General features: G+C 59.7%; 21 protein-coding genes. 19 read left to right on the top strand and 2 right to left on the bottom strand.

Annotation, left to right across the window (positions count from 1 at the left end):
* Window positions 1-164: 164 nt before the first annotated feature.
* The 15 genes from leuC to GSR16_RS06150 all read left to right on the top strand — a co-directional run bounded on the left by leuC (window position 165) and on the right by GSR16_RS06150 (window position 18118).
* Window positions 165-1571: a 3-isopropylmalate dehydratase large subunit gene (gene leuC / locus GSR16_RS06080; protein WP_159875628.1), complete on the top strand. Its 1407-nt coding sequence runs from the start codon at window positions 165-167 to the stop codon at window positions 1569-1571.
* Between the two features lie 21 nt (window positions 1572-1592).
* The gene (locus GSR16_RS06085) at window positions 1593-1745 is read left to right on the top strand and encodes an entericidin EcnAB (protein WP_159875629.1); all 153 of its coding nucleotides are present in this window, start codon (window positions 1593-1595) and stop codon (window positions 1743-1745) included.
* Window positions 1746-1771: 26 nt separating this feature from the next.
* Complete coding sequence (gene leuD, locus GSR16_RS06090) at window positions 1772-2416, top strand: 3-isopropylmalate dehydratase small subunit (RefSeq protein ID WP_159875630.1); 645 nt, start codon at window positions 1772-1774, stop codon at window positions 2414-2416.
* Window positions 2417-2429: 13 nt separating this feature from the next.
* The gene (locus GSR16_RS06095; protein ID WP_159875631.1) at window positions 2430-3191 is read left to right on the top strand and encodes a class I SAM-dependent methyltransferase; all 762 of its coding nucleotides are present in this window, start codon (window positions 2430-2432) and stop codon (window positions 3189-3191) included.
* Between the two features lie 44 nt (window positions 3192-3235).
* Window positions 3236-4300, top strand: a complete 1065-nt coding sequence (gene leuB / locus GSR16_RS06100; protein WP_159875632.1) for a 3-isopropylmalate dehydrogenase — start codon at window positions 3236-3238, stop codon at window positions 4298-4300.
* A gap of 142 nt (window positions 4301-4442) precedes the next feature.
* Window positions 4443-5549: an aspartate-semialdehyde dehydrogenase gene (gene asd, locus GSR16_RS06105; RefSeq protein WP_159875633.1), complete on the top strand. Its 1107-nt coding sequence runs from the start codon at window positions 4443-4445 to the stop codon at window positions 5547-5549.
* 138 nt (window positions 5550-5687) lie between these two features.
* A complete protein-coding gene (locus GSR16_RS06110; RefSeq protein WP_240902610.1) occupies window positions 5688-6689 on the top strand; it encodes an aspartate-semialdehyde dehydrogenase in 1002 nt (333 codons plus the stop codon).
* Window positions 6690-6842: 153 nt separating this feature from the next.
* Window positions 6843-9194, top strand: a complete 2352-nt coding sequence (locus GSR16_RS06115; RefSeq protein ID WP_240902611.1) for a motility hub landmark protein FimV — start codon at window positions 6843-6845, stop codon at window positions 9192-9194.
* A 159-nt stretch (window positions 9195-9353) separates the two neighbouring features.
* Window positions 9354-12044, top strand: coding sequence for a type IV pilus assembly protein FimV (locus GSR16_RS06120; protein ID WP_159875635.1), 2691 nt, complete (start codon window positions 9354-9356; stop codon window positions 12042-12044).
* Window positions 12045-12253: 209 nt separating this feature from the next.
* A complete protein-coding gene (gene truA / locus GSR16_RS06125; RefSeq protein WP_159875636.1) occupies window positions 12254-13042 on the top strand; it encodes a tRNA pseudouridine(38-40) synthase TruA in 789 nt (262 codons plus the stop codon).
* 1 nt (window position 13043) lies between these two features.
* Window positions 13044-13667, top strand: coding sequence for a phosphoribosylanthranilate isomerase (locus GSR16_RS06130; RefSeq protein ID WP_159875637.1), 624 nt, complete (start codon window positions 13044-13046; stop codon window positions 13665-13667).
* Window positions 13654-14856 carry a tryptophan synthase subunit beta gene (trpB, locus tag GSR16_RS06135; RefSeq protein ID WP_159875638.1) on the top strand — a complete coding sequence of 401 codons (1203 nt, stop codon included), beginning with the start codon at window positions 13654-13656 and terminating at the stop codon, window positions 14854-14856. Before GSR16_RS06130 ends, trpB begins: the two co-directional genes overlap by 14 nt.
* A gap of 18 nt (window positions 14857-14874) precedes the next feature.
* On the top strand, window positions 14875-15663 hold the full coding sequence (gene trpA / locus GSR16_RS06140) for a tryptophan synthase subunit alpha (protein WP_159875639.1): 789 nt from the start codon (window positions 14875-14877) through the stop codon (window positions 15661-15663).
* 83 nt (window positions 15664-15746) lie between these two features.
* Window positions 15747-16616: an acetyl-CoA carboxylase, carboxyltransferase subunit beta gene (gene accD, locus GSR16_RS06145; protein WP_159875640.1), complete on the top strand. Its 870-nt coding sequence runs from the start codon at window positions 15747-15749 to the stop codon at window positions 16614-16616.
* Between the two features lie 110 nt (window positions 16617-16726).
* Complete coding sequence (locus tag GSR16_RS06150) at window positions 16727-18118, top strand: FAD-binding oxidoreductase (protein WP_240902612.1); 1392 nt, start codon at window positions 16727-16729, stop codon at window positions 18116-18118.
* Between the two features lie 361 nt (window positions 18119-18479).
* Here GSR16_RS06150 and GSR16_RS06155 read toward each other — a convergent pair whose 3' ends face one another.
* Together GSR16_RS06155 and tsaD are read right to left on the bottom strand one after the other, a co-directional pair.
* On the bottom strand, window positions 18480-20396 hold the full coding sequence (locus GSR16_RS06155; RefSeq protein ID WP_159875641.1) for an ATP-binding cassette domain-containing protein: 1917 nt from the start codon (window positions 20394-20396) through the stop codon (window positions 18480-18482).
* A gap of 42 nt (window positions 20397-20438) precedes the next feature.
* Complete coding sequence (gene tsaD, locus GSR16_RS06160; RefSeq protein ID WP_159875642.1) at window positions 20439-21464, bottom strand: tRNA (adenosine(37)-N6)-threonylcarbamoyltransferase complex transferase subunit TsaD; 1026 nt, start codon at window positions 21462-21464, stop codon at window positions 20439-20441.
* A gap of 122 nt (window positions 21465-21586) precedes the next feature.
* On the opposite strand from tsaD, the gene GSR16_RS06165 reads away from it, so the two are divergent.
* From GSR16_RS06165 to GSR16_RS06180, 4 genes are all read left to right on the top strand, one after another.
* Window positions 21587-22003 (top strand): OsmC family protein, encoded by a 417-nt coding sequence (locus GSR16_RS06165; RefSeq protein WP_159880747.1) that lies wholly within the window; start codon window positions 21587-21589, stop codon window positions 22001-22003.
* 256 nt (window positions 22004-22259) lie between these two features.
* Complete coding sequence (gene flgB / locus GSR16_RS06170; protein WP_159875643.1) at window positions 22260-22667, top strand: flagellar basal body rod protein FlgB; 408 nt, start codon at window positions 22260-22262, stop codon at window positions 22665-22667.
* 2 nt (window positions 22668-22669) lie between these two features.
* The gene (gene flgC, locus GSR16_RS06175) at window positions 22670-23080 is read left to right on the top strand and encodes a flagellar basal body rod protein FlgC (protein WP_159875644.1); all 411 of its coding nucleotides are present in this window, start codon (window positions 22670-22672) and stop codon (window positions 23078-23080) included.
* Window positions 23081-23095: 15 nt separating this feature from the next.
* Complete coding sequence (locus GSR16_RS06180) at window positions 23096-23797, top strand: flagellar hook assembly protein FlgD (RefSeq protein ID WP_159875645.1); 702 nt, start codon at window positions 23096-23098, stop codon at window positions 23795-23797.
* Window positions 23798-23809: the final 12 nt, after the last annotated feature.

Consider the following 23809-nt stretch of genomic DNA (forward strand, 5'->3'; position numbering starts at 1 on the left):
AAAGCTGCGCGATGATGTGTGCCAACAGCAGCCGAACACTGTGGCGCACAACGGCCAAGGCAAGCAGGACAGCCTTGTGGCGGTAATGATCAGCGTGACAGAATGGCTGCCTTGTATCCGGCAAACCGGCGGTGTTGCAACCGCCATTTCACGAGCAGGAAGCCATGACAGCACAAACTCTTTACGACAAGCTCTGGTCCAGCCATGTAGTGCGGGAAGAGGCCGACGGCACGGTTCTTCTTTATATCGACCGTCACCTGGTGCATGAAGTCACCAGCCCGCAAGCCTTTGAAGGCCTGAAACTGGCCGGTCGCGGCCTGTGGCGTGTGGACTCGGTGGTATCCACCGCCGACCACAACACTCCGACCGATCACTGGGACGAAGGTATCAAGGACCCGATCTCGCGCCAGCAGGTGGAAACCCTGGACGCCAATATCAAGTCCTTTGGCGCCCTGGCTTACTTCCCGTTCAAGGACAAGGGGCAGGGCATTGTGCATGTGATGGGGCCGGAACAAGGCGCCACTCTGCCGGGCATGACCGTGGTTTGTGGTGACAGCCACACCTCCACCCACGGTGCCTTCGGCGCGCTGGCACACGGTATCGGCACGTCTGAAGTGGAACACGTGATGGCCACCCAGTGCCTGGTGGCCAAGAAGTCCAAGAACATGCTGGTGAAGGTAAATGGCCCGCTGGCAGCCGGCATCACCGGCAAGGACGTGGCGCTCGCCATCATCGGCAAGATCGGCACTGCCGGCGGTACCGGCTATGCCATCGAATTCGGTGGCGAAGCCATCCGCAGCCTGTCGATGGAAGGCCGCATGACCTTGTGCAATATGGCCATCGAAGCCGGTGCCCGTTCCGGCATGGTGGCGGTGGATGAAAAGACCATCGACTACGTCAAGGGCCGCCCGTTTGCCCCCACCGGCGCACAGTGGGATGCTGCCGTGGCTTACTGGAACACCCTGCATTCCGATGAAGGCGCGCATTTCGACGCCGTGGTGGAGCTGGAAGCCAGCGACATCAAGCCGCAAGTGACCTGGGGCACCTCGCCGGAAATGGTGACCGATATCGACGGCATCGTGCCGGACCCGGCTGCCGAAGCCGACCCGGTGAAGAAGGGCAGTATTGAACGCGCGCTGGCCTATATGGGTCTGACAGCCAATACCCCGGTGAAAGAGATTCCGGTCGACATCGTGTTTATCGGCTCCTGTACCAATTCCCGTATCGAAGACCTGCGTGAAGCCGCTGCCGTGGCCCGTGGCCGCACCAAGGCGGCTAGCGTAAAACAGGTACTGGTGGTGCCAGGTTCCGGTCTGGTGAAGGCACAGGCTGAAGCCGAAGGACTGGACAAGATTTTCATCGCGGCAGGTTTTGAATGGCGCGAGCCGGGTTGCTCCATGTGTCTGGCGATGAATGCCGACCGTCTGCAACCGGGCGAGCGTTGCGCCTCCACCTCCAACCGCAACTTCGAAGGCCGTCAGGGGCAGGGGGGGCGTACCCATCTGGTCAGCCCGGCCATGGCGGCGGCGGCAGGGGTGACCGGCCATTTTGTTGACATCCGTCAGCTTTAACTCTGCGAAAGGAATTCATCCATGAAAAAAATTGCACTCAGCCTGTTTGTGGCCATTCTGCTGTCTGCCTGCAATACCTTACACGGCGCGGGTGAAGACCTCAAACAAGGTGGCCAGGCTGTCGGCCACGGCATCCAGAAGGCCGGACAGGCCATCGAAAACGCTGCCCAGTAAGGGCAGCCCGATTCGGAAAGAATCTCATGAAAGCATTCAACAAACTTGACGGGCTGGTGTGCCCGCTTGATCGTGCCAATGTCGATACCGACGCGATCATCCCCAAGCAGTTTCTCAAGTCGATCAAGCGCTCCGGCTTTGGCCCCAACCTGTTCGACGAATGGCGCTATCTGGACCACGGTGAACCGGGCATGGACAACAGCGTACGTCCGCTCAATCCGGACTTCGTGCTCAACTTCCCGCGCTACGCCGGTGCGCAAGTGCTGCTGGCGCGTGAAAACTTCGGCTGTGGTTCCAGCCGCGAACACGCACCGTGGGCGCTGGACGACCAGGGCTTCCGCGTGGTGATCGCCCCCAGCTTTGCCGACATCTTCTTCAACAACTGCTACAAGAACGGCCTGTTGCCCATCGTGCAGCCGGCTGACGTGGTGGATCAGCTGTTCCGCGAGTGCGAAGCCAGCGAAGGCTACCGCCTGACGGTGGATCTGGCAGCGCAGACCATCAGCACCCCGTCTGGTCAGTCGTTTGCTTTTGATGTCACCGAGCATCGCAAGCACTGCCTGCTGGGCGGTCTGGATGAAATCGGCCTCACCTTGCAGCACGCGGACGAAATCAAGACCTACGAGGCGGCCCGCCGCCAGAGCCAGCCCTGGTTGTTCCACCAGGCCTGAATCGGAGAATGACATGAGCCAGAGCGCACACGCAGAACACGTCCAGCAACAATTTGGTGCCCAGGCCGCGGCCTACCTGCACAGCCAGGTACACGCCCAGGGCGCGGAGTTTGCCCAGCTACAGCAAGCCGTGCGCGAGCACGGCGCAGCACGGGTGCTGGACCTGGGCTGCGGTGCCGGCCATGTCAGCTTCCAGGTGGCCGAACATGCTGCCAGCGTAGTGGCCTACGACTTGTCCGCCAGCATGCTGCAAGTGGTGGCGGACGAAGCTGCAGCGCGTGGCCTCGGCACGCTCACCACCCGGCAAGGCGCGGCCGAACAACTCCCATTTGCCGATGGTGAATTCGACTTCGTGTTCAGCCGCTACTCAGCCCACCACTGGGGTGATCTGGGCCTCGCGCTGCGCGAAGCGCGCCGGGTGCTCAAGCCCGGTGGCAGGCTTGCCTTCATCGACGTGATGTCGCCCGGCCAGCCGCTGCTGGATACCTATCTGCAAGCGGTGGAAGTGCTGCGCGATACCAGCCATGTGCACAACTACGCCATGGCCGAATGGCTGGGCGCACTGTCCGCTGCCGGCTGGCAAGTGCAGCAGGTGACGCGGCAAAAGCTGCGGCTGGAATTTGGCGTGTGGGTGGAGCGTATGCGTACGCCGCAAACCATGCGCGAGGCCATTCGCCTGTTGCAGCAGTCGGTGGGGCAGGAAGTGCGCGACTACTACGCCATCGAGGCCGATGGCAGCTTTACCGTCGACGTGATCGTACTGTGGGCAGCGTGAAGATTTCAAAATACTAAGTAATCAGAGACAGCAAAGGATAACTCATGAAAATCGCCGTATTGCCGGGTGACGGCATTGGTCCGGAAATCATTGCCCAGGCAGGTCGCGTGCTGGATGTACTGCGTCAGGACGGCCTGCCGATCGAGTTGGAAGAAGCCCCGCTGGGCGGTGCCGGCTACGACGCCTATGGCGTGCCGTATCCGGAATTCACCCAGAAGCTGTGCCGTGCAGCCGACGCCGTGCTGCTGGGTGCCGTTGGCGGCCCGCAATACGACACGCTGGATCGCCCGCTGCGTCCCGAGCGCGGTCTGCTGGCCATCCGCAAGGACCTGAACCTGTTTGCCAACCTGCGTCCGGCCATCCTGTACCCGGAACTGGCCAATGCCTCCACCCTGAAGCCGGAAGTGGTGTCGGGTCTGGACATCATGATCGTGCGCGAACTCACCGGTGACATCTACTTTGGTCAGCCGCGTGGCATGGGTGTGAACGAGCAGGGCGAGCGCGAAGCCTTCAACACCATGCGCTACAGCGAAAGCGAAGTGCGTCGCATTGCTCACGTTGCCTTTGGCATTGCCATGAAGCGCAACAAGAAGCTGTGTTCGGTCGACAAGGCCAATGTGCTGGAAACCACTGAGTTCTGGAAAGAAATCATGATCGACGTGGCGCGCAAATACCCGCAGGTAGAGCTGAGCCACATGTATGTGGACAACGCCGCCATGCAGCTGGTGCGCAACCCCAAGCAGTTCGACGTGATGGTGACTGGCAATATCTTTGGCGACATCCTGTCCGACGAAGCCTCCATGCTCACCGGCTCCATCGGCATGCTGCCGTCGGCCTCGCTGGACCAGAACAATAAGGGCCTGTACGAGCCCTCGCACGGTTCTGCACCGGACATCGCCGGCAAAAACCTGGCCAATCCGCTGGCCACCATCCTGTCTGCCGCCATGATGCTGCGCTACACCTTTGCCCAGGAAGAAGCTGCCCAGCGCGTGGAAAACGCGGTCAAGACGGTGCTGGCCCAAGGCTACCGCACCGGCGACATCTTCGAAGCGGGCTGCCAGAAAGTCAGCTGCTCCGGTATGGGTGACGCGGTGGTGGCAGCGCTGTAAAAAAAACTTCACCCGGATAGGGTTGACCCCATTGCCTCCTGCGCTATCGCGCTGCACAATGGAGTAATAAAAATACTTGGCCCGCTAACGCTTGCGTTGACGGGCCAATCGCAACTTTAGAGACAGATCCCAGGAGAAACCCGTGAAAGTAGGCTTTGTAGGCTGGCGTGGCATGGTTGGTTCCGTGCTGATGCAACGTATGCGTGAAGAGAACGATTTCGCTGTCATCAACGAACCGGTGTTCTTCACCACCTCCAATGTCGGCGGCAAAGGCCCGGACATCGGCCGTGACGTACCGGCGCTGAAAGACGCCAAGAACATCGACGAACTGAAGGCAATGGACGCCATTGTCACCTGTCAGGGCGGCGATTACACCAGCGATATCTATCCGAAACTGCGTGCCGCCGGCTGGACTGGCTACTGGATCGACGCCGCTTCCACCCTGCGCATGGCTGACGATGCCGTCATCGTGCTGGACCCGGTCAACCGCAACGTGATCGACAGCGCACTGGCCAAGGGCGTGAAGGACTACATCGGCGGCAACTGTACCAACTCCATCATGCTGATGGGCATGGGCGGTCTGTTCCGTGAGGGTCTGGTGGAGTGGGTTTCCTCCATGACCTACCAGGCAGCTTCCGGTGGCGGTGCCAACCACATGCGCGAACTGATCAAGGGCATGGGCGTGGTACACGCTGCCGTGGCCGACGAACTGGCTACCCCGTCGTCCGCCATTCTGGAGATCGACCGCAAGGTGGCTGCCGCCATCCGTGAAGACGTGCCGACCGAATTCTTCGGTGCGCCGCTGGCTGGCGGTCTGATCCCCTGGATCGACAAGCAACTGGACAACGGCCAATCCAAGGAAGAGTGGAAGGGTCAGGCTGAGGTCAACAAGATTCTGGGCACCGAAGCTACCATTCCGGTAGATGGCCTGTGCGTGCGTATCGGCGCCATGCGCTGCCATAGCCTGGCACTGACGGTGAAGCTGAAGAAAGACCTGCCGCTGGAAGAGATCGAAGCCATCATCAAGTCTGGTAATGACTGGGTGAAATGGGTGCCGAACGACCGCGAAATCAGCGTCAAGGAACTGACCCCGGCTGCCATCACCGGCGGCCTGGAAGTAGGGGTTGGTCGTGTGCGCAAGCTGAACATGGGTGGCGAATACCTGTCCGCCTTCGTGATTGGTGACCAGCTGCTGTGGGGCGCGGCTGAACCGCTGCGCCGTATGCTGCGTATCCTCATCGAACGCTGATTCGGGTTAAAATGGTCGATACGCTTTTTTAACCGGCATACAGCCGGGATCGACTACACTGCAAAGGGCGCATTTTGCGCCCTTTGCTTTTGGCTGAGTTAAAATCAGCTTTTTTCTGGAATGTAAGGATTGATTCGGATGATGCAGCTTGCTGTGGTAGGTGCCGCTGGCCTGGTAGGCCAATCTGTTCTCGAACTGCTGGCCGAGCGCCAGTTCCCGGCTGAGCGGGTGTTTGCCGTGGATGGCCCGGAGCATGAGGCGTCAACCGTCAGCTATGGCAATCTGGAACTGGACATCCGCCAACTGGACGAATTCGGTTTCGAGAATGTGGCGCTGGCCATATTTGTCGCCGGCAGCGATGTGGCGCGCGAATATGTCCCGCAAGCCCGCGCCGCAGGCGTAACCGTGATTGACTTCAGCGATGCCTACCGCCTGGATGCCGAAGTGCCGCTGGTGGTGCCGTCAGTGAATGGTGATCAACTGGAGGGCTTGGAGGCCGGGGCCCTGGTATCCGCACCCAATTGCACGGTTACTCCGTTGGCCATGGCTCTGCACCCCTTGCTACCGCTGCAGCCGCGCCGCCTTACTGTTGCCACCTATCAGTCGGTATCCGGTGCCGGGCAAAAGGCACTGGAAGAACTGGCCGAGCAAACAACTGCATTATTCTCGCAGCGAGAATCTGAAAATACAGTTTTTGCCAAGCGCATTGCCTTTAATGTGCTTCCGCAGATTGGCGACGTTGATGCGAATGGTACTTCCGCTGAAGAGCTTTCCCTGGTTAATGAATTACGCCGCCTGCTGCAGCAGCCTGCGCTGCAGGTAGAAGCCAGTTGTGTTCGCGTGCCGGTATTCTTTGGCCACTCTTGGGCAGTAAGCCTTGAAGTGGATGGGGATATTGATCTGCTGCAAGTGCGTAATCGTCTGTTGGCGGCAGGATTGCAATTGATTTCTGCCGATCAGCACGGTGGCTACATTACGCCTATGGAGGCAACTGGTAATGGCGGCGTCTGGATTAGCCGCCTGCGCAAAACCGGAAATTCGCTCAGTTTCTGGTTGAGCGCAGACAATGTCCGGGTTGGTGCCGCACTCAATTGCGTTCTGTTGGCGGAGTCGCTGAATAAAGCCGGTGTGTTTGAATAATTGTAAAGCCCCGGCCAGTCCGGGGTTTTCTTGTTATGTTATCTAGCTAAAAGCTTTGCTAGGGCCTAATATGGCACTAGTTGCCAGTTGTGTGTCCGTGCGGGTAGAGCGGGCGAAATAAAATCAAGATAAATGAGTGCCGGAAGGTAGACTGTGAATAATCAGGCAAAATTCAAGCTGAGCGTACTGGCTGTCGCCATGGTGTGTTCGGCAAATGTATGGGCCGGTCTTGGCAGGATCAATGTACGATCCTTCCTGGGGGAGACCTTTCACGCAGATATCGAGTTGACCGGAGTTCGCTCGAGCGAGCTGGAAACCGCCCGTATCGGGCTGGCCAGCCCGGATACCTTTCGGGACTTGAATGTCGATTACAGCGGCAGCATGTCCGCATTGCGCTTTCACGTGGTTCCCTCCGCGCATGGTGCCGTCATCCGGGTCAGCTCTGCCGTCCCCATCAACGATCCTTACCTACGCTTCGTGGTGGAAGCAAAGACCAGTTCCGGTCGTTCGGTACGCGAGTACACGGTGTTGCTTGATCCGGCGACATACAATGCGCCGCAAGCCAAATCAATCGTGCAGGACATGCCCCAATATGCCGAGGAGAATCTGTCCAGCCGCTATGCGGGTAAACCGGTCAGACCGGCGCATGCAATGATTCCGGGCGTGGTGCAAACCCGATCCGGCTCCACGCTGCGTGGCATGGCGGCACGAGTGAAGCCGGCAGGTGCATCGCTGGAGCAAACCATGGCAGCGCTGGTGCAGAATAACCCGCATGCCTTCAATGATGGCAATCCCAACAAGCTAAAAGCCGGTGTTACCCTGAAGGTGCCGACTGCGGGCAAGGTCAAGGCGCTGTCGGCTGATCAGGTCAGCACCATTCTGCATCCTGATGGTGCTGCTCCTGCAGCAGCCCAGCCGCCGGCAGCCGTACCGGCTACAGCCAAGCAGCCTGTAGCCAAAGGCAAGGGCACTGACGTGCTTAAACTGGTGCCGCCGGATGCCGCAGGCGGCCAGCCGGATGCCAAGCTTTCGGTATTGGAGCAGCAGGTAAGTGCCCGCGAGCAGTCGTTGAAAGATGCCGAAGCGCGTATTGCTGCACTGGAACAACAACTCAAGGCCATGCAAGGCGGCAAGCCGCAGGCATCGCAGCCGGATGCGGTGGTACAGGCCGCCTCGGTACCGGCTGTGGAGCCTGTTGTTCAGGCTAGTGCGCCGGTTGCCGCTGTGCCGGCCCCCAAGCCGGTTGTTGCGCCCAAGCCGGTTACTCCCCCGCCTCCGCCGCCGGAACGTTCCTGGCTGGATGGCCTGATTGACAACCTGCCATTGATCGGTGGTGGCGTGGCGGGTGTCGGCCTTCTCGGTGCGCTTGGCGTGATGATTTCCCGTCGCCGCAAGGCTGCTGCAGGGTCTTCGCTGCAGCTGTCCGCCCAGGCCAATAATGCAGTATTGGGTCGCAATGCTGTGGGCAGCGGGCCCAGCTCGGTCAGTGGCGGCCACTCCTTCATGACCAATTTTACCCAGTCCTCCGGTGCGATTGATGCGGCAGAGGTTGATCCGGTAGCGGAAGCCGAAGTGTATATGGCCTATGGCCGCGATGCGCAGGCCGAGGAAATCCTCAAGGATGCGCTGGCCAAGGATCCGTCGCGCCAGGAAGTGCGCCAGAAACTGTTGGAACTGTATGCGGCACGCCCGGATGCAGGCAGCTTCGAGAAGCTGGCACGTGAATTCCACGTCAGCACCGATGGCAAGGGTCAGGCCTGGGCCAAGGTGGCTGCGATGGGGCTGGCTATTGATCCGGCCAATGCGCTGTACCAGCTTGCTGCAGATGACGTACCTGCAGAAAGTACGGCTGCTGCTGGCGATGGCGTGATCGATCTGGATCAGGAACTGTTTGGCGAGGCAGTGCCCGAGCCCGTTGTCGCCAAGCCTGTCGAGGCTGCCGCACCGGTTGCTGTCGATGATCCGCTGCGTGCCGCCCTGTTTGCCGAAGAAGAAGCAGTGACACCGGCACCGGCGGCAGAATCCAACCTGATGGATTTTGATCTGGATGCCGAACTGGCAGCTCTGGCACCAGCACCTGCCACCGAGCCGGAAAAGCCGGCTGCAGAGCCTGCTGCCGATACCAATCTGCTGGATTTTGATTTCAATCTGGATGGGCTGGCGAGCGATATCGAGCCGGCCAAAGCGGAAGAACCGGCTGTGGCAACGCTGGAATTACCATCGACACCAGCCGCAAGTGATGGTTTTGAATCGCTGTACGAAGATATGGTGGCTGCTACGCCAGCACCTGCTCCTTCTCCTACCGTACCTGCTGATGCTCCGGTTGCAGCCGAAGGCATGACGCTGCTGGACGACCCGTTGTCCACCAAGCTGGATCTGGCCAAGGTTTATCTCGACATGGGTGATCGCGACGGTGCAAGGGAAGTATTGCAGGACCTGGTCGGTGAGGCACAAGGCAGTCTGAAAGAAGAAGCCCAGGCTTTGCTGACCAAAATCAGCAGCTGAGGTAGCTCGGCTTGCTGATCGGGTTCAGCTTGTGATGCAGGCAGTGCGCAAGCACTGCCTTGCCGATTTTGCCGGTTTTATTTTGCATGGCACACGTTTAAGCCGGGTAGTTCATTAGCAATAAAACCTGCCAAAGCAGGAATCAGGGAAGTCCGTATCATGGCTTCAAGACATCGCATGACCTTGCTGGCCATCCTGTTGGCTGGCATGGGCTCTGCAGGATCGGCGCTGGCTGGCTTGGGGCCCATCCACGTACTGTCCTCGGAAGGTCAGCCTTTCGAGGCGGAAATTCCCGTGGTAGACGAGGATCCGCAAGGGAATGTGCTGGTCAGCCTGGCTGATCGCAACAAATATCCTCTGGTTTCCACCTACAGTCAGTCTGCTTCCGTATTGAAGTTTTCTGCTATCCGCAAGCCGGATGGCAGTATCCAGAAGATTCTGGTCAAGGGGCCTAGCCGTTTCGACGAGTCCCTGTTGCGTTTTGCCGTGGAAATGAGCTGGCCGGCAGGCCGGTTGGTGCGCGAGTTCGAGGTTGACTATCTGAGGGATGGTCCGCCGCGCAAGGACAAGCAGCCTGGTCACGACGATACGGTGAAGAAAACCGCAGTATCTCCCGACCAGATGCCACGTCTGAGCAGCCTGGGGCTGGGTGAGCTGAAGGTAAAGTCCAAGCTGGGCGAACCGCTGGTGGCTGAACTGGAGTTGTTTGGCACCGCAGTAAAACAGACCGACAATGTCCACGTGGCATTGGCTGCTGACAGCTTGCAGGGTGCTCCCAGTGCCGAACAGCTGCAGCTGGTGGCCTCCATGTCCCATCAGTTGACCCGGTCTGCCGCTGGAAAATCCATGCTGCTGTTGCGCAGTACGCGGCCGTTGACCGAGCCTTTTCTTGCCTTCCGGCTGGACGTGGGCGCTGCCAATGTCCACGCGCAAAAACGCTATACGCTGCTGTTGGATCCGAACGGTTATACCGTCGAAGAGCACGCCGCTGATAGTGGCGATGCCGACAAGCCGGTGCGTAGCGTCGGCAAAGCACAGCCATTGAAGATATACCGGGTATTGCATGGCGATACCCTGTCGCTGATTGCAGCCCGCATGAAGGGTGCTGGCAATCAGGCGGAAGCCGTCAGACGGTTGTATCGCGGCAATCCGGATGCCTTTATTGCCGGTGATGTCAATCGCCTGCGCGCCGGGACGGCACTGAAGTATCCGGCAGAGTGGCACATGGCCAATGCGGTCGCACCAGCCATGCATGCCAAGGCTGCCGAGCCTCAAGTGGCACCCCCGGCTGTTGCCAGCAGGGCGGATGCGCCGGTCAAGCCACTTGGCAGCCCCGAAACCATTACGCTCAAGCCCATGGTGAAGCCGCCTGCCGTGCAGACTAAAGCGGTGGCATCAGCGGCCAAACCGGTGGCTTCTGCTCCGCAGGTTGCGGCAGTCAAGGCAGTAACGCCAGGCAAGGCAGTTGAGAATGCCCAGGAGGCCAGGCTGAAAAACCTCCTGCAACGGCAGGACCAAGCATTGCAGCAGGCCCAGCAAAAAACCCAGGAGCTGGAACAGAAAATCCGTAATCTGCAGCTGGCCAAGGCAGCCGAAGCAAGTGCTGCTGCCATCGCCAGCCAGAACAAGGCTGTTGCCAGCCAGCCGGCAGACAAGGCCATCGTTGCGCATGCTGCTCCTGCCAGCGTTGCCGTGGCTGCGCCAGCACCAGTTGCCGCGCAAGTCCCTGCTTCTGCGCCCACAGTGGCAAGCAGCAAGGCAGCACCGGCGTCTATGCCCAAGCCAGTGGTAGTCAAGCCTCCGGAGGAGGCTGCGGCACCAAGCTTCCTGGTTGATGATGTGCTGACGGGGTTGCGCAACAACAGCACCATGATTGCTGGCGGTGCGGCCGTGGCTGCGCTGGCAGCCTTGTTGCTGGCTCAGCGTCGGCGTCAGCGCAAGATTGCCACGCCGGAAAGCAAGCCCGAAGGAAAGCCGGTGCCCGATAACGCTTCCTTGCTGACTATGGGGCCGCTTACCACCCTGATGAGTGGCATCAAGCGTGGCGAGGGGATTGATCTGGCTTCGGTGGATCTGATCGCGGAAGCCGAGGTGTATCTGGCCTATGGTCGTACCGATCAGGCACTGGAAATCCTCCGTGAAGGCCTGGTGCGCGAACCGATGCGGCAGGATCTGCGTTATAAGTTGCTGGAAGTGCTGGCAATCCAGTCGGACAAGGATGGCTTTGTGGCCGAGGCTACCACGGCGCGCGGCATTTTCGGCAAGGACAGCACACTGTGGATGCGGGTGTGCGAACTCGGTCGTACTCTGGTGCCAGACCATCCGCTGTTTGATGCGCGCCCGGCTCCGGCAGTGTCGCCGCTGGATCTTGAACCGGTGAGGGTGCAGGCTGCCGCTGATGTGCCTGTGACAGCGGCTGCGCATAATGCCGGCAGTGTGCCGGTAGACCTGGCCGCCGAACTGGGTGCACTGGAGCCGCCGCCGGAAGAACCGCTGGCGATGGATTTCATTGAGAAAGAACCGGCGGGTCCGGCTCCCTTGCCGCCAGCTACCGGACAGAATACCGCCTTGAGTGGGCTGGATGCCTTTGCCTCACTGGGGGAGCAGGAACTGGAAAGCGTAGCGAATCAGGCAGCTGAGCCGATGCTGGACATGGATTTTCTATCCGATCTTCCCGAGTCGGTGAAGCTTGAGCCTCCGGTCAGCAAACCAGCCCCGGCAACGCCGGCTCCGGCCCCCACGCCGCAGTCCGAAGCCAATGACAAGATGGAGCTGGCCAAGCTGTATCTGGAAATGGGCGACAAGGAAACCGCCGAAGCGCTGATGAAGGAAGCAGGGCAGACTGTCTAGCTATTGGCGCAGGGAATCGACACGGGGATGCAGCAGCATCCCCGTTTTTCATGCCGCTACGGCCTGCTGCCAGCAGGGCTGCTGGACGTGGCTTCTTGAATGTCGGCATGGCGTAAACCACGCAGGATAGGGTAGAGTTGATGCTTTATCGCCCCGCTGACAGTCGCCTGTGCGCTGACTGCGGGAAGTTTTGCATGTAAGGTGTGGGCATGAGAATAGCGCTCGGCATCGAGTATGACGGCCGGGCATTTTCCGGCTGGCAGACTCAGCCGCATGGCAATACCGTCCAGGACAGATTGAATCAGGCCATCAGCCAGATTGCCGGACAAAAGATTACAACCTTGGCCGCCGGTCGAACCGATGCCGGTGTGCACGCCGCCATGCAGGTGGTGCATTTTGATACGACAACCGAACGGCAGCTGAATGCCTGGGTACGTGGCGTCAACGCGCTGCTGCCACCGGAAGTCGCTGTTGTATGGGCAAGGGAAGTGAGTGATGACTTTCATGCGCGGTTCTCGGCATTTTCGCGTTCCTACAGCTATTTCCTGCTGACCCACCCGGTGCGCCCCTGTCTGCTGGCAGGCAAGGTGGGTTGGTATCACCAGCAACTGGATGTGGATGCCATGCGCCGTGCTGCACGGTGTTTGTTGGGGCAGCATGATTTTTCCAGTTTCCGTGCTGCCGAATGCCAGGCCAAGAGCCCGCTCAAGCACTTGCAGCAGCTGGATATCAGCGAGCAGGGTGGCCTGATTCGTTTCGATCTGATGGCCGATGCCTTCCTGCACCACATGGTGCGCAATATCGTCGGCGCGCTGCTGTACGTGGGCAAGGGCAGTCTGGATGAGGCTGACCTGCAAGCCCTGCTGGCGGCACGCGACCGCACCCGGGCACCGCCCACCTTCATGCCGGATGGCCTGTATCTGACCGGGGTGGGTTACCCCGCGCAGTTTGCCCTGCCGACGCAGGCTGAACCGGCGCGCCTGGCTTTGTGGAGATGAAGTGACAGTCAGAATCAAGATTTGCGGTATTACCCGCCCGCAGGATGGCGCCGAAGCCGCCCGCCTGGGTGCCGATGCCATCGGCCTGGTGTTTTACCCGAAAAGCCCGCGCAATGTCAGCATCGCCCAGGCGCAGGCAGTGATTGCCGCCTTGCCGCCCTTTGTCAGCGTGGTGGCACTGTTCGTCAACCCGGAGCGCAGCTGGGTGGAAGAAGTGCTGGGTGCCTGCAGCATCGACATCCTGCAGTTTCATGGCGAAGAAAGCGCGGAATTCTGCCGTTCTTTCCGGCGGCCTTATCTCAAGGCCGTACGGGTGAAGCCCGGCCTGGACCTGAGCGCCGCGGCAGCCCAATACCCGGATGCGCGCGGACTACTCACCGACGCCTTTGTCGAAGGCGCACACGGTGGCACCGGTACCACCTTTGACTGGACCTTGCTGCCAGCAAACCTGCCCCTGCCGTTGATTTTGTCCGGCGGGCTGGACGACAGCAATATAGAACAAGCCGTGGCCGCAGTGCGGCCGGCGGCGGTGGATGTTTCCAGCGGAGTGGAAGCAGCCAAGGGAATCAAAGATGCTGCCAGAATGGCAGCGTTCATATCAGGAGCAAGGCATGGAGCGGTATGATCTTCCGGATGCAAAAGGCCATTTCGGCCCGTATGGTGGTGTCTATGTTGCCGAAACCTTGATGGCGGCACTGGACGAGCTCAAGAACGAATACGAGCGCGTCAAGGCTGATCCCACCTTCTGGGAAGAGTTTCGCCACGAGCTGAAACACTATGTGGGCCGTCCCAGCCCCATCTACCACGCCAAGCGCTGGTCGGAACAACTGGGCGGTGCGCAGATCTTCCTTAAGCGTGAAGACCTCAACCATACCGGTGCGCACAAGATCAGCAATGCCATCGGTCAGGCTCTGCTGGCACGCCGCATGGGCAAAAAGCGCGTGATTGCCGAAACCGGTGCCGGCCAGCATGGCGTGGCCACCGCCACAGTGGCAGCCCGCTACGGCATGGAATGTTTTGTCTACATGGGTGCCGAGGATATCAAGCGCCAGTCGCCCAATGTCTTCCGCATGAAGCTGCTGGGTGCCACCGTGGTGCCGGTGGAGTCTGGTTCCAAAACCCTGAAGGACGCGCTGAACGAAGCCATGCGCGACTGGGTGACCAATGTCGACAGCACCTTCTATATTCTGGGTACGGCAGCCGGCCCGCATCCTTACCCGATGATGGTGCGTGACTTCCTGTCGGTAATCGGCGAGGAATCCAAAGAGCAGATGCCGGAGTTGACCGGTCGTCAGCCCGACGTGGTGGTAGCTTGTGTGGGTGGCGGCTCCAACGCCATCGGCATGTTCTACCCCTACATCAATGTGGATGGTGTGCGCATGGTGGGCGTGGAAGCCGGTGGTCACGGCATTGACAGCGGCATGCATGCCGCCCCCTTGTCCGGCGGTGCCGGCGTGGGCGTGCTGCACGGTGCCAAGAGCTATCTGATGCAGGATGCCAACGGCCAGGTGGTGGAAACCCATTCGGTGTCGGCCGGTCTGGATTACCCCGGCGTTGGTCCGGAGCACAGCTACCTCAAGGACATCGGCCGCGCCGAGTATGTTGCCATCGAGGACAAGGAAGCGCTGCAAGCCTTCCACGACTGCTGTCACCTGGAAGGCATCATCCCGGCACTGGAATCCAGCCATGCGCTGGCCTGGGCTGCCAAGGTTGCGCCCACCATGGGCAAGGACAAGGTGATTCTGGTCAACCTGTCCGGCCGTGGCGACAAGGACATCAATACCGTGGCCGGCCTGGCCGGTATCACGCTGTAATAAGGCGAAGGAAGGCTTATGTCACGTATTGCTGCATGTTTTGCCGCCCTGCAGGGCAAGAAGGCGCTGATTCCCTTCATTACCGCCGGTGACCCGCATCCGTCCCGCACCGTCGAGCTGATGCACGGCCTGGTGGATGGCGGTGCCGACATCATCGAGCTGGGCGTGCCGTTTTCCGATCCGATGGCCGACGGTCCGGTGATCCAGCGCGCATCGGAACGCGCACTGGTGCACAAGGTGGGTCTGCGCGATGTGCTGGCCATGGTGGCCGAGTTCCGCAAGAGCAATACCACCACCCCCGTAGTGCTGATGGGTTATCTGAACCCGGTGTTCGTCATGGGCTATACCGCCTTTGCCGAACAGGCTCACGCTGCCGGTGTGGATGGCGTGCTGACGGTGGACTGCCCGCCGGAAGAAGCGGCCGATCTGTCCGCCGCGCTGATCGCTGCCGATCTGGACCCGGTATTCCTGATTGCCCCTACCACGCCTGAGGCGCGGGTGCGCGAAATCGCCCGTCACGCACGTGGTTATGTCTATTATGTGTCGCTCAAAGGCGTCACTGGTGCAGGAAATCTGGACATTGACGATGTAGCGCGTAAAATTGCCGCCCTTAGAGCACATATTCAGGTTCCTATCGGCGTTGGCTTCGGCATTCGCGATGCCGCTACTGCCAAGGCCATCTCCGTGACAGCCGATGCGGTGGTGGTAGGGAGCCGTCTGGTGCAGGAAATTGAGGCGGCTACAGAACAAACTGCCAAAGAGCGGTTGACCGGTCTGGTAGCGGAGTTGAAAGCTGCCATTCTTTAAGGAACACGCAAACGGGGTGGCAACAGCCCGTTTTACTGACAACCAGGCCTGTTCGGCCTGGTTGTGTTGAGCAAGGAGTCAGCATGAGCTGGTTGAACAAGCTCCTGCCGCCGAAGATCAAGCGCGATTCCCGCGCTGACAAGCCTTCAGCGGTACCGGAGGGGCTGTGGAGCAAGTGCCCGGCATGTGAAGCCGTACTGTATTACACCGACCTGGAGAGCAATCTGCAGGTTTGTCCGAAATGTAATCATCACCATCCGCTGAATGCCCGTCAGCGGCTGGATATGTTTCTGGATGACGAAGGCCGTCGCGAGATCGGTAGCGAGATCAAGCCGGTAGATATTCTCAAGTTCAAGGATGGCAAGCGCTATCCCGATCGCCTGGCAGCGGCGCAAAGCAGCACCGGCGAAGACGATGCGCTGGTGGTGATGCAAGGCAGCATCCACTCCATGCCTGCCGTAGTGGCAGCCTTTGAATTCCGTTTCATCGGCGGTTCCATGGGCTCGGTGGTGGGTGAGCGTTTCGTGCGTGGCGTACAAGCCGCCATCGAAGCCAAGGCACCGTTCATCTGCGTGGCGGCGTCCGGTGGTGCGCGCATGCAGGAAGGCCTGAACTCGCTGATGCAGATGGCCAAGACCAGTGCTGCGCTGCAATTGCTGACCGATCACCAGCTGCCTTTCATTTCGGTACTGACCGATCCGACCATGGGCGGTGTTTCTGCTTCCTTCGCCTTCCTGGGGGATGTAGTGATTGGCGAGCCGGGCGCACTGATCGGCTTTGCCGGCCCGCGCGTGATCGAACAGACCGTACGGGAAACCCTGCCGGAAGGCTTCCAGCGTTCCGAATTCCTGCTGGAAAAGGGTGCCATCGACATGATCGTTGATCGCCGCGAACTCAAGCGCAAGGTTGCCGAGCTGGTAGCCATGCTGCAAAGACAGCCAGCCGTCGCCTGAACGACTGCGCTCCAGGATCAAGCCGCTTCCACCGGAAGCGGCTTTTTTCATGGCAGACGACTGTGCTAGGCTGGCGGTCTGCCGAATTTCTTGTCTACCGAAAGCGCCCCGTGCTTACCGCCTCCCAGTTGACCAGCCTGCAAGCCATTCTGCCTGTCGACCGCATCCATCTTGATGCCAACATGTGCAAACGCTATGGCCAGGACTGGACGCGCTACACCACGCCACAGGCAGCGGCCATCGTGTTTCCCGTCAGTATTGAAGAAGTGCAGGCGCTGGTGCGCTGGGCCAATGTGGCCGGTGTGGGCATTGTGCCTTCTGGTGGCCGTACCGGCCTGTCTGGCGGTGCTGTTGCCGCGCAGGGCGAGGTAGTGGTGTCGCTGGAGCGCATGAACCGGATTGACGGTTTTGATCCGCTGGCGCGCACCGTACGCTGCCAGGCCGGGGTGATCACCGCCGCGCTGCAGCAGTTTGCCACCGACAACGGTCTTTACTACCCGGTGGACTTTGCCTCCAGTGGCTCCAGCCAGATCGGCGGCAATATCGCCACCAATGCAGGCGGTATCCGGGTGGTGCGCTACGGCATGACGCGGGAGTGGGTGGCCGGCCTCACGGTGGTGACTGGTAGCGGCGAAGTGCTGGAGTGCAATCTGGGCCTGGCCAAGAACAATACCGGCTACGACTTCCGTCACCTGTTCATCGGCTCGGAAGGCACGCTGGGGCTGGTGGTAGAAGCCACCATGCGCCTGACCGATCCGCCGCCGGCCACCACGGTGCTATTGCTGGCCTTGCCCAGGCTGGAAGACATCATGGCGGTGTTTCACGCCTTTCGCAGCGCGCTCACGCTGCAGGCCTTCGAATTCTTTTCCGATCTGGCACTGACCCATGTGCTGGCGGCTGAGCATGCAACAGCGCCGCTGGCAGAGCGGCAGCCTTTCTATGTGCTGCTGGAGCTGGAAGCCCCGACACCGGATGCCGAAGAGCAGGCCCTGCAGCAGTTTTCCCGCTGTATGGAGCAGGGCTGGGTGGTCGACGGGGTGATGGCACAGTCACAGCAGCAGGCCAAGGCGCTGTGGTGCTTGCGTGAGGGCATCAGCGCTGCCATTACGCCGTTTACCCCGTACAAGAATGATATTTCCGTGCTGGTTAGCCAGCTACCGGCGTTTGTTGCCCGGCTACAAGCCTTGTTGACGCGGGACTATCCGGATTTCGAGGTGTTGTGGTACGGCCATATCGGCGATGGCAATCTGCATATCAATGTACTGAAGCCGCTCGATTGGGCGCTGGCTGACTTCCGGCATGCTTGCGAGCAGGTAAACACCCAGGTATTTGCGCTGGTGGCGGAGTTTGTCGGCAGCATGTCGGCCGAGCATGGCGTGGGCTTACTGAAGCGTGACTATCTGGCGGTGACGCGCTCGGCAGCAGATATTGCACTGATGCGTGGAGTGAAAGCAGTGTTTGATCCAAATGGCATTATGAATCCGGGAAAACTGCTGGCTTGATCACTGTACGGCAGCGTGGTGAACCGTGGCTGGTAAGTGGGTATCCATATGGTATTTTTATTCAGAATATGGACAATTGCCTGTCAATGAAAAATATAAATAATCAAATAAAAACAACAACTTGTAGTTATTTGTTGATTTGCCGTATTAGCGTGCTGAGGATAAGAGCGAATAGCTGACCATTTTGCCCGGTTCTGCCTTTTTTCTAGGCAGTGACAGCAAGTGGCTCACGGCAAAAGACTTTTTTTATTTGTTCAATACTTATCCACAGAGTTATCCGCTGATTGCTGTGGATAATTGCAGCCAGCTGCAAGGACCATGTCATGGCAGCCATGGCCACAGTCCTTGTTGTTAGCCGGTTTCAGCTTTCCTGTGCGCTGTTGTTTTCCAGTATTTCCAGCTCTTCTTGCAGTAACATCCAGTCCTCTTCCACTTGTGCCAGCTCGCTGCTGACCACGCCCAGGCGTTTGACTGCCTCGGCCAGCTTGCCCTTGTTGGCATCGGAGTAGGCTTCTTCACCGGACATGAAGGCATCCAGCTGGTTTTTCTCGCTACTCAGCTGTTCCAGCTGCTTTTCCAGCTTGGTGAGCTTGCTTAGCAGCGGTTTTTTCAGCTGGGCCCGTTTCTGGCGGGCTTCGGCTTCCTGGCGCTTTTGTTCCTTGCGGTTGACCGACTGGGCGTCACTGCTGGAGGGCTTGTTGCCCTCGGCAAGCTGGGACAGCCGCCACTGACGGTAGTCTTCCAGATCGCCATCAAATGGCTTGACCGTGCCGTCGCTCACCAGCCAGAACAGATCGGTAGTGGACTCCAGCAAGCTGCGGTCGTGCGATACCACAATCAGCGCGCCGGAGAAGTCCTGCAAGGCCAGCGTCAGTGCGTGGCGCATTTCCAGATCCAGGTGGTTGGTGGGTTCGTCCAGCAACAGCAGATTGGGCTTTTGCCAGACGATCATCGCCAGCGCCAGACGGGCTTTTTCGCCACCGGACATCGGGCCGACCAGATCGGTGGCACTGTCGCCACGGAAGTTGAAACCGCCCAGAAAGCTGCGTAGTTCCAGCTCGCGCACCGTCGGGGCCAGCCGCTGCATGTGCTGCAATGGCGATTCGTCTTCGCGCAGGGTTTCCAGCTGATGCTGGGCGAAATAGCCAATCTTCAGCGTGTGCGCCTTGATCACCTCACCGGCCTGCTGCGGCAGGTCGCCCGCCAGCAGTTTCACCAGCGTGGATTTACCGGCACCGTTCACCCCCAAGAGGCCGATGCGGCTGCCGGCTTCCACTGACAGCGACAGCCCGCGCAGTATGGTGCTGCTGCCATAGCCGATATCCACCTTGTCCAGCCGCAGCAGCGGGTTGGGCAGGTTGTCCGGGCTGTCGAAATGGAAATCAAACGGCGAGGCAATATGGGCCGGGGCAATGCGCTCCAGCTTTTCCAGCGCCTTTACCCGGCTCTGTGCCTGTCTTGCCTTGCTGGCCTTGGCCTTGAAGCGGGTGATGAAAGACTCCAGATGGGCGATCTGGCGTTGTTGCTTGTCGAACTCGCCCTGCTGGCGCGCCAGCTTCTCCGCCCGCATGGTTTCAAACTGGCTGTAATTGCCGGTGTAGAGCGTGAGGGTCTGGTTGGCCACTTCGGCAATATGGCTGCAGATGCTGTCCAGGAAGTCGCGGTCGTGCGAGATGATCAGCAAGGTGCCCGGATAGCTTTGCAGCCAGTCTTCCAGCCACAGCACGGTTTCCAGGTCCAGGTGGTTGGTGGGCTCGTCCAGCAGTAGCAGGTCGGAGCGGCACATCAGCGCCTGTGCCAGGTTCAGCCGCATGCGCCAGCCGCCGGAGAAACTCTTCACCGGGTTGCGGTGCGCTTCCACGGCAAAGCCCAGGCCGGTCAGCAGTTTGGCAGCGCGGGCCGGGGCGGAATAGGCTTCAATGCGTGCCAGTTCGCCATGCAGATGACCAATGGCACTGCCGTCATCACGCGCCTCGGCGGCGGCCAGTTCGGCTTCCAGCTGGCGCAATTCCTGATCGCCATCCAGCACATAGTCGATGGCGGCGGTGTCCAGTGCCGGGGTTTCCTGCGCCACATGTGCCATCACCCATTGCTTGGGAATGTCGGCATCGCCGGCATCGGCGTGCAATTCACCCTTGAGCAGGGCAAACAGGCTGGACTTGCCCACGCCGTTGGCACCGACCAGGCCGGTTTTATACCCCGGGTTGAGGGTGAGGCTGGCGTCGATCAGCAAGTCTTTCAGCCCGCGACGCAGGCTGAGGTTTTTCAATTGGATCATGTCGGGTTTCTGCTCGGCACAGCAGGCTGCACCGATGGGAGATTAGGCTGCGGGGAGGGTGGACAGATCCCAGCGCGGTTTGATGGAGTAGCTGCCCGGTGCGGTGGCGTGTTTCAGGCGCATGGCACCGGCAAAGGCAATCATGGCACCATTGTCGGTGCACAGCGCCAGCGGCGGGTAGTACACCTCCAGCTTGCGACGGCTGGCGGCCTGATCCAGCGCGGCACGCAGCTGTTTGTTGGCACCGACACCGCCGGCTACCACCAGCTTTTTCATGCCGGTCTGTTTCAGCGCCTTGAGCGATTTGCTGACCAGCACCTCGACAATGGCTTCCTGGAAGGCGCGGCAAATGTCCTTGCGGGTTTGCTCGTCAATCTGGCCGTGTTCGGCTTCCACTTGCTTGCTCAGGGTGAGCACGGCGGTTTTCAGGCCGGAGAAGCTCATGTCCAGATTGTCACTGTGCAGCATGGGGCGCGGCAGGTTGAAGCGTGTCGGGTCGCCTTCTTCTGCCAGGCGTGACAGCAGCGGGCCGCCGGGGTAGGGCAGGCCCAGCAGCTTTGCCGTCTTGTCAAAGGCTTCGCCGGCGGCGTCGTCCAGCGTTTCGCCCAGCACTTCATACTGGCCGATGCCATGCACTGCCATCAGCTGGGTGTGGCCGCCGGAAACCAGCAAGGCAATGAAGGGAAAGTCCGGGCGCGGGTCGGCCAGCAGCGGCGACAGCAAATGGCCCTCCAGATGATGTACGCCGATCACCGGAATGTTCAGGCCGAAGGCCAGCGCATTGGCCACACTTGCCCCCACCATCAGCGCACCGCCAAGGCCGGGGCCCTGGGTGTAGGCAATGGCATCCACATCGGCCAGGGTTTTGCCGGCGTCGGCCAGGCAGGCTTCGGTGAGTGGGATGACGCGGCGGATATGGTCGCGGCTGGCCAGTTCGGGCACCACGCCACCGTATTCGGCGTGCATGGCCATTTGCGTATGCAGTTGGTGGGCAATCAGGCCCGCCGTGAGGTCGTACAGTGCAACGCCGGTTTCGTCGCACGATGATTCGATTCCAAGTACCAGCATGATGGCTTTATAACAGGGCAATCTTTCCATTTTACCGGCTAATCTTTGTCTGCCCAAATCGGGAATGATAGTCTGTGGCGATCTGGCGCATCAGCGCGCAACAATACATGAAGGGACAGGCAGTGAAAGCAAGGCTGAAATGGGTGGATGGCGTGTGTTTCATGGGTGAGAGCGGCAGCGGTCACGCGGTGGTGATGGATGGAGCGCCGGAAGGCGGTGGTCGCAATCTGGGCCCTCGGCCGATGGAGTTGCTGCTGCTGGGCACTGCCGGCTGTACCAGTTATGACGTGATTTCCATCCTGAAAAAGTCGCGCCAGCAAGTGACGGACTGCTGGGTGGAAATGGAAGCCGAACGCGCAGATACCGAACCCAAGGTGTTCACCAAGATTCATTTCCATTTTGTGGTGACTGGCCGCGAACTGAAGCCGGAAGTGGTGGAGCGCGCCATCAAGCTGTCGGCGGAAAAATATTGCTCGGCTTCCATCATGTTGGGCAAGACTGCCGATATTACTCACGATTTCGAGGTGCGCGCAGACTGAGCCAGCGCCAGGGCGTGCAGTGTGCCCTTTGTTATTAGATAAGGCCGCCGATGCCATCAGGTGTCGGCGGCCTTGTTTTTGCCGGTGGCGGCAGCCGGTAATGAGCGGCGGCAAAACTTGCCGCTCTGTGCAGCCCAGTCTGGTGATGGATGGGGTGTTGCATGTGTTTCAGTCAATAAAATCAGGCATCTACGGGTTTTTCCATTTCTGGCATGATTCCTGCTATAGATCGGGACGCATCCAGGGAGAAACGGTCATGTTGGACAAGATTGGCAAGGAATTCGATTTTCAGCAGCGAGCGCTGAATCTGCGCGCTTACCGCCAGGAAGTCATTGCCAGCAATATCGCCAACGCCGATACCCCCAATTACAAGGCTGTGGATTTCGATTTCAAGCAGGCATTGCAGTCGGCACAGGGTGGTCAGAGCAAGCTGGCGATGAATGTGACCGATGCCCGTCATTTGCCGGGCGATGCTGCTGGTGCTGCCGGCAAGCCCTCGGTGCAGTATCGCAATGCCGTGCAGCAGAGCCTGGACGGTAACACGGTGGACATGGATGTGGAGCGTGCGGCCTTTGCCGATAACGCGCTGCAGTACCAGTCCACGCTCACTTTCCTGAGCAAGCGTATTTCCAGCCTGAACAGCGCCATTACCGGAGGTCAGTAAGCATGTCGCTAGCCAATATCTTTGCCATTTCCGGTTCTGCGCTGACGGCACAATCCATGAGGCTTAACGTAGTGGCCAGCAATATTGCCAATGCGGAAAGCGCCACCAGCTCCACGGGTCAGCCCTACAAGGGGCGCCATGTGGTATTTACCGCATTGCCGGTGAATGCATCGCAGCCGCAGGTGGCTGGCGTGCGGGTGACTTCCATCGTGGAAGACCAGACGCCGCCGCGTCTGAAGTATGACCCCAGTAATCCTCTGGCGGACGAGAAGGGCTATGTGAACATGCCCAATGTCAATCCGGTCGAGGAAATGTCAGACATGATTTCCGCATCGCGCTCATATCAGACCAATGTGGAAATGATGAATACCGCCAAGAGCCTGCTGCAGAAGACCCTGCAGCTGGGCCAGTGATGAAAGGCCAGTGCCATGACCAGCTCGGTTAATTCCTCGTCCAATCCGTATGCAGTACTGAATGGCAGCTCCAGCGGTACTACCGGTACCGGCTCGACCAATGCCAACACCGATACCAGTGCGCAGGGCATTCAGGATCGTTTCCTGAAACTGCTGGTAACCCAGTTGCAGGCACAGGATCCGATGAATCCGATGGACAATAGCCAGATCACCAGCCAGATGGCGCAGATCAGCCAGGTGTCCGGCATGCAGACTCTGAACACCGCCATGCAAAGCTTGGTGCAGTCGCAGGCAGCCAATCAGTCGCTGATGGCGGCTTCCATGATTGGCAAGCAGGCACTGGTGCCGGGTAGTGCGCTCAATATGACCAGCGGCAGCTCAGTACAAGGTGCGGTAAGCCTCAGTGGCGCAGCCACCGACTACACCGTCAGCATCAAGGATACCAACGGCAATGTGGTAGATACCCTTACGGTGAAGAGCCCGAGCACCGGTCTGAATTCCTTCAACTGGGATGGCAAGGATGCCAATGGCAACCAGCTGCCCAGCGGCAAGTACACCTTCAGCGCACAGGCTACCAGCGCCAGCAGCACGGCAGTCACGGCAACGCCCTATGCCAATCAGGCGGTGACCGCAGTCAGCTGGGCTAGCGGTTCGCCGCAGCTGATCATGAAGGACGGTACCAGCGTCGGCTTGGCCAACGTGGCGCAGTTGTCTTAAATCCAGGTCATT

The organism is Aquitalea denitrificans, assembly GCF_009856625.1.
Taxonomy (GTDB): Bacteria; Pseudomonadota; Gammaproteobacteria; order Burkholderiales; family Chromobacteriaceae; genus Aquitalea; species Aquitalea denitrificans.